Genomic DNA, 5,145 nt, shown 5'->3' with positions numbered 1-5,145 from the left:
ACTGTATAGAAGTGAGAATGTTGGCATGAGTAGCGAGATGTGGGTGAGAATCCCACAGGCCGTAAACCCAAGGTTTCAATTTGTATATTTTTCTTTTCAATGGCAAAAATACAATAAAAGAAATTAATGGAGGATTATCATAAATGAGAGCGACAGGTATAGTTAGAAGAATAGATGACTTAGGAAGAGTTGTTATTCCAAAAGAAATAAGAAAAACTTTAAGAATAAGAGAAGGGGATCCGCTAGAAATATTCACAGCTAAAGACGGAGAAGTTATATTAAAAAAATATTCTCCAATAGGTGAATTAAATGAATTCTCACAAGAATATGCTGAAACATTAGGTGAAACATTAGGATACGGAGTTGTTATAACAGATTTAGACTCTATAATATCTGTATCAAAATTACCTAAAAAAGATTACAAAGAAAAAAGTATAAGTAAAGAATTAGAACAATTAATAGAAAATAGAGAAACAAAAGAAATAAAAGACGAGAATAAAATACCTCTATACAAAGAAGATAGCAATTCATATAGTGAACAAATGATAATGCCTATAATAAGCGTATCTGGGGACTGTATAGGAAGTATAGTTATAGTTGCTAAAGAAAACGAAAAGTTACAAGAAGGAATCGACAAAATCCTTAAAGTAGCATGTAGTTTCTTAGGAAAGCAAGTTCAATAATTTATCAAGAGACCCTTTTTATAGGGTCTTTAATTTTTAGATATTCTGAAACGATTTATAAACAAAATCTTAAGACATTATTAAAAATGTGGAAAATATTGAATAAATCATTAGAAGTGTGATATATTAAAATTTATTACAAATGTTTATATACAAAGAATCGGAGTTTGTATATAAGCAGTCTTTGTATTTTAAAATGAAATGATATTATTTGAAATTTGAATGAATATAATTTCATATGTTTAATAAAATGGAGGTCATGTGTCATGGATAACAACAAAAATAAAGACTCCTTCTTAAAGGGAGCACTTATACTTGGTGCAGCAGGTGTTGTTGTTAAAATAATGGGGGCATTCTTTAGGATACCACTTGGGAACTTAATAGGTTCTACTGGTATGGGATATTACCAAGCTGTATACCCTGTTTATACATTATTTTTAACATTAGCAACAGCTGGGTTTCCGACTGCCTTAGCTAAATTAGTTTCAGAAAAAAGGGCTATTGGGGATTATGGCGGAGCTGCTAAGACGTTCAGAGTGGCATCAACTGTATTATTCCTTACAGGTCTTGTTTCATTCTGTATATTCTATTTTGGAGCTGATTTCATAGTTAATGGTATTATGAAAAATGAAGGTGCATTAGCAAGTATGAAGGCGATAGCGCCAGCACTTTTATTTGTACCGTTAATGTCTTCATTCAGAGGATATTTCCAAGGTAGAAGAGAAATGAGCAAAATTGCTATTTCTCAAATGGTAGAACAATTCTTCAGAGTTGTTTTAGGTATAGCAATCGCTTATTATTGGATGGTTAGTTTTGGACCAGAACAAGGAGCTGCTGGTGGTGTATTAGGAGCAGCAATAGGTGGATTTGCATCAATAGTATTTTTAATTTTAGCGTACTTAAGAACTTCAAAAGAGCGTCGTGCAGAACTTGAATTAAGTAAGAACTTTAGAGTTGAAAGTACAAAAACAGTATTAAAAAGAATTTTATATGTTGCAGTACCAATAACTATAGGTGCTTGTGTTATGCCTTTAGTTAATATGGTTGATAGTATAGTGGTTGTAAGAAGACTTCAAGAAACTGGATTTGATGTTGATACAGCAAACTCTTTATTAGGTCAATTAACAGGTATGGCTATGGCAACAGTTAACTTACCGGTATTTATAGATCAAGCTATAGGTATGAGTTTAGTTCCATCTATCTCAGAAGCTTATGCGTTAAATCAACGTGGAAGAGTTAAAAAAGAAGCTAGAAACGGAATTAAATTAATATTAATAATAGTATTACCATGTGCATTTGGATTAGCTGCATTAGCAACTCCAATAATGAGTTTATTATATCCAAGTGAAACAGGGGCAATAGGAAAAATGTTATTTGCTTGTGCGCCTTCTGCTATATTCTTAGGATTAATATATGCGCAAAACGGTATACTTCAAGGTATTGGTAAACCAATGGTACCAGTTATTGCATTAGCAATAGGTATGGTATTTAAAGTAATACTAAGTTATACATTAACAGGAATACCATCTATAAATATATTTGGTTCAGCTATAGGAACTTTAACAGCATATGCAGTTGCAGCGTTAATAGAGTTTTTATACATAAAGAAACACTTAAATATGAAATTCTCGAAAAAAGAATTTTTATTAAAACCATTATTAACAGTAATAACTATGTTTGTTGTTGTTAAAATGAGTTATGCATTAACATTCAAAATATTAGCTAGTAACACACTTTCAACTTTAATATCAATCATGATAGGTGGATTAGTATACGTTATAGTATTACTTGCTATCGGTGGTATGAGAAAAGAAGAAATATTACTAATGCCAAAAGGTGAAAAAATCTATAGAATGTTAAAAAAATTAAAGTTAATGAATTAGAATAGGAATAGATATTGAGATAAAGACAATAATTATAATGATATTGTTTTAAAGTGTAGTCATTAGGAGTGGTAAAATGGGTAAAATATCAATTGTAGGTTTAGGACCTGGAGATTATTCTTTAATAAGCCAAGGGGCCTTAGAATTATTACAATCATCTGATAGAATTTTTCTGAGAACAGAAAAGCATCCAACTGTGGATCAATTAAAACAACAAATAAACTATACAAGTTTAGATTACTTCTATGAAAAAGAAGAAAACTTTGAAAATGTATATTTTCACATATCAGAATTCATAATAGAAGAATCTAAAAAAGGAGATTTAGTGTATGCAGTTCCTGGACATCCAAGGGTCGCAGAAAAGACTGTAGGAATAATAGAAGATTTAGCTAAACAAAACAACATAGAAGTAGATGTAGTAGCCTCTATGAGCTTTGTAGACGCTATGTTCAACTATTTAGCAGTAGACCCAGCAGATGGATTTAGATTAATAGATGCTTTTGAACTTGAAAATTCGCCTATTGATCCAAGAACTAATACAATTATCACACAGGTATATGATGAGTTTATTGCATCAAACGTAAAGATTAAACTTATGGATTACTATGACGACGAACAAGAAGTATATATCGTAAATGGAGCTGGAATCAAAGGTCAAGAACAAAAGGTTTTAGTTAAATTATACGAAATTGACAGACATAGAGATTTATTTAACTACTTAACAAGTTTATACATACCTAAGTCTGCAACAAAAATGTATAATACTGTTTATGATTTACAATCAGTTATGAAAGTTTTAAGAAGTCCTGAGGGATGTGAGTGGGATAGAAAACAAACTCATGAAACATTAAAAAAATCTTTAATTGAAGAAGCTTACGAAGTAAATCAAGCAATAGACAACGACGATATAGACGAACTTATAGAAGAGCTAGGAGATGTATTATTACAAGTAATATTCCACTGTCAGATAGGGGAAGAAGATGGATACTTCAACTTAGGAGACGTTACAAGTGCAATATGTAAGAAATTAATACATAGACATCCGCATGTTTTTAAAAATCAAGAAATTGATATGAATGAGTTTGATAAAACATGGGAAGACCTTAAACGAGAAGAAAAAGGTGAAACAACTGTTACAGAAGGATTGGAAAGAATTCCTGCGTATTTACCAGCTTTAATGAAAGCCCAAAAAATTCAAAAAAAGGCGGCTTTAGTTGGATTTGATTGGGACGATATCGAAGATGTCCACAAAAAAGTTAAGGAAGAATATAAAGAACTACTTGACGAATGTAAATCTGGGAATATAAAATACATAAAGGAAGAGTTGGGAGACTTATTATTTTCAATAGTAAATTTAGCGAGATTTTTAAAGGTAGATCCAGAGGAGGCGCTTAACCTTACAAATGACAAATTTATCAAAAGATTTGACTTTGTAGAGCAGGGTGCTATAAAATTAAACAAAAGACTGGAAGATATGACACTAGAAGAAATGGACGAACTTTGGGAAAAGGCTAAATTTCAATAAATTTTAGAAGGAAATTTCTAGTACGTATAGAACTAAGAATTAATAAGTTTTATATGAGAAACAATTTAGGAGGTAAATATTGTGAATAAAGCTGAATTAGTATCAAGAATGGCAGAAAAAAGTGAATTAACAAAGAAAGAAGCTGAAATGGCATTAAACGCTTTAATGGAATCAATCCAAGAAGCATTAGTATCAGGAGATAAAGTTCAATTAGTTGGATTTGGGACTTTCGAAACTAGAGAAAGAGCTGCAAGAAAAGGTAGAAACCCAAGAAACCCACAACAAGAAATAGATATACCAGCTTCAAAAGCTCCAGTATTCAAAGCTGGAAAATCTCTTAAAGAAGCAATAAACGAAGCATAATATAAATTTAGGTATTTAAAATCTAAACATTAATAATATAGTATAGTAATTTTAAATAATTACTTTGCAAGAGATGAATAATATTTTTAAGATAAAAAGAACTAAGTAATTATAATGCTTAGTTCTTTTTTGCCTTTTTATAGTAATTTTAGATACTTATAAATACCAAATATTTTTACATACAATTAAGGAGGAAGTTTCATGAGATTAGATAAATACTTAAAAGTTTCAAGAATTATTAAACGTAGAACCGTAGCAAAAGATGCATGTGATAAAGGAATCGTTACAATAAACGGTAAAGTTGCAAAATCATCTTCGGAAGTTAAAATAGGGGATGTATTAGAAATAACTTTTGGTGAGAAAAAAATGAAGTTTAAAATAAGTGAGATAAAAGAGCACGTTTTAAAAGCTGATGCAAAGGAAATGTATGAAATAGTAGAATAATATTAAAAAATCCTCAGTATATTTATATTAATATATAAATAAATTTGAGGTGATAAAGTGGAACATAGTATAAGTTTAAAAGGTAGATCAGATTTGTTAATATCCGGAGTGGAACATATATATTCCTTTAGCGACAAAAGAGTAGAGATACAGACTTGTGAGGGTAAGATGGTTATAGATGGAGAGGGCTTAGATATGAATAAGTTAAATCTTGAAGAAAATATAATAAGTGTTCAAGGTACTATAA

Annotated in this window: 6 protein-coding genes; all 6 read left to right on the top strand. The window is 30.3% G+C overall.

The genetic code is table 11. The annotated features are described in order from the left end of the window. Positions 1–143: 143 nt before the first annotated feature. The gene (locus I4U58_RS12535) at positions 144–683 is read left to right on the top strand and encodes a stage V sporulation T C-terminal domain-containing protein (protein WP_195931679.1); all 540 of its coding nucleotides are present in this window, start codon (positions 144–146) and stop codon (positions 681–683) included. 266 nt (positions 684–949) lie between these two features. Beyond that, a complete protein-coding gene (locus tag I4U58_RS12530) occupies positions 950–2,566 on the top strand; it encodes a polysaccharide biosynthesis protein (protein ID WP_195931678.1) in 1,617 nt (538 codons plus the stop codon). Positions 2,567–2,642: 76 nt separating this feature from the next. Next, positions 2,643–4,091 (top strand): nucleoside triphosphate pyrophosphohydrolase, encoded by a 1,449-nt coding sequence (mazG, locus tag I4U58_RS12525; protein ID WP_195931677.1) that lies wholly within the window; start codon positions 2,643–2,645, stop codon positions 4,089–4,091. Positions 4,092–4,172: 81 nt separating this feature from the next. Then, entirely contained in the window at positions 4,173–4,454 is a 282-nt protein-coding gene (locus I4U58_RS12520; RefSeq protein ID WP_007287615.1) for an HU family DNA-binding protein, read from the top strand. Positions 4,455–4,655: 201 nt separating this feature from the next. Next, positions 4,656–4,898, top strand: a complete 243-nt coding sequence (locus tag I4U58_RS12515) for an RNA-binding S4 domain-containing protein (protein ID WP_039906471.1) — start codon at positions 4,656–4,658, stop codon at positions 4,896–4,898. Between the two features lie 57 nt (positions 4,899–4,955). Next, the coding region (locus tag I4U58_RS12510) for a YabP/YqfC family sporulation protein (protein WP_195931676.1) at positions 4,956–5,145 on the top strand (190 nt) is incomplete at its 3' end.

This window comes from Clostridium sp. 1001270J_160509_D11 (assembly GCF_015667935.1).
In the GTDB taxonomy this organism is placed as follows: Bacteria; Bacillota; Clostridia; order Peptostreptococcales; family Peptostreptococcaceae; genus Intestinibacter.
This window is presented reverse-complemented; position numbering and strand designations above follow the sequence as displayed.

Bases quoted from the DNA above. Each gene is read 5' to 3' on its own strand.
- I4U58_RS12535 (WP_195931679.1), top strand. From the start codon at position 144: ATGAGAGCGACAGGTATAGTTAGAAGAATAGATGACTTAGGAAGAGTT.
- I4U58_RS12530 (WP_195931678.1), top strand. From the start codon at position 950: ATGGATAACAACAAAAATAAAGACTCCTTCTTAAAGGGAGCACTTATA.
- mazG (WP_195931677.1), top strand. From the start codon at position 2,643: ATGGGTAAAATATCAATTGTAGGTTTAGGACCTGGAGATTATTCTTTA.
- I4U58_RS12515 (WP_039906471.1), top strand. From the start codon at position 4,656: ATGAGATTAGATAAATACTTAAAAGTTTCAAGAATTATTAAACGTAGA.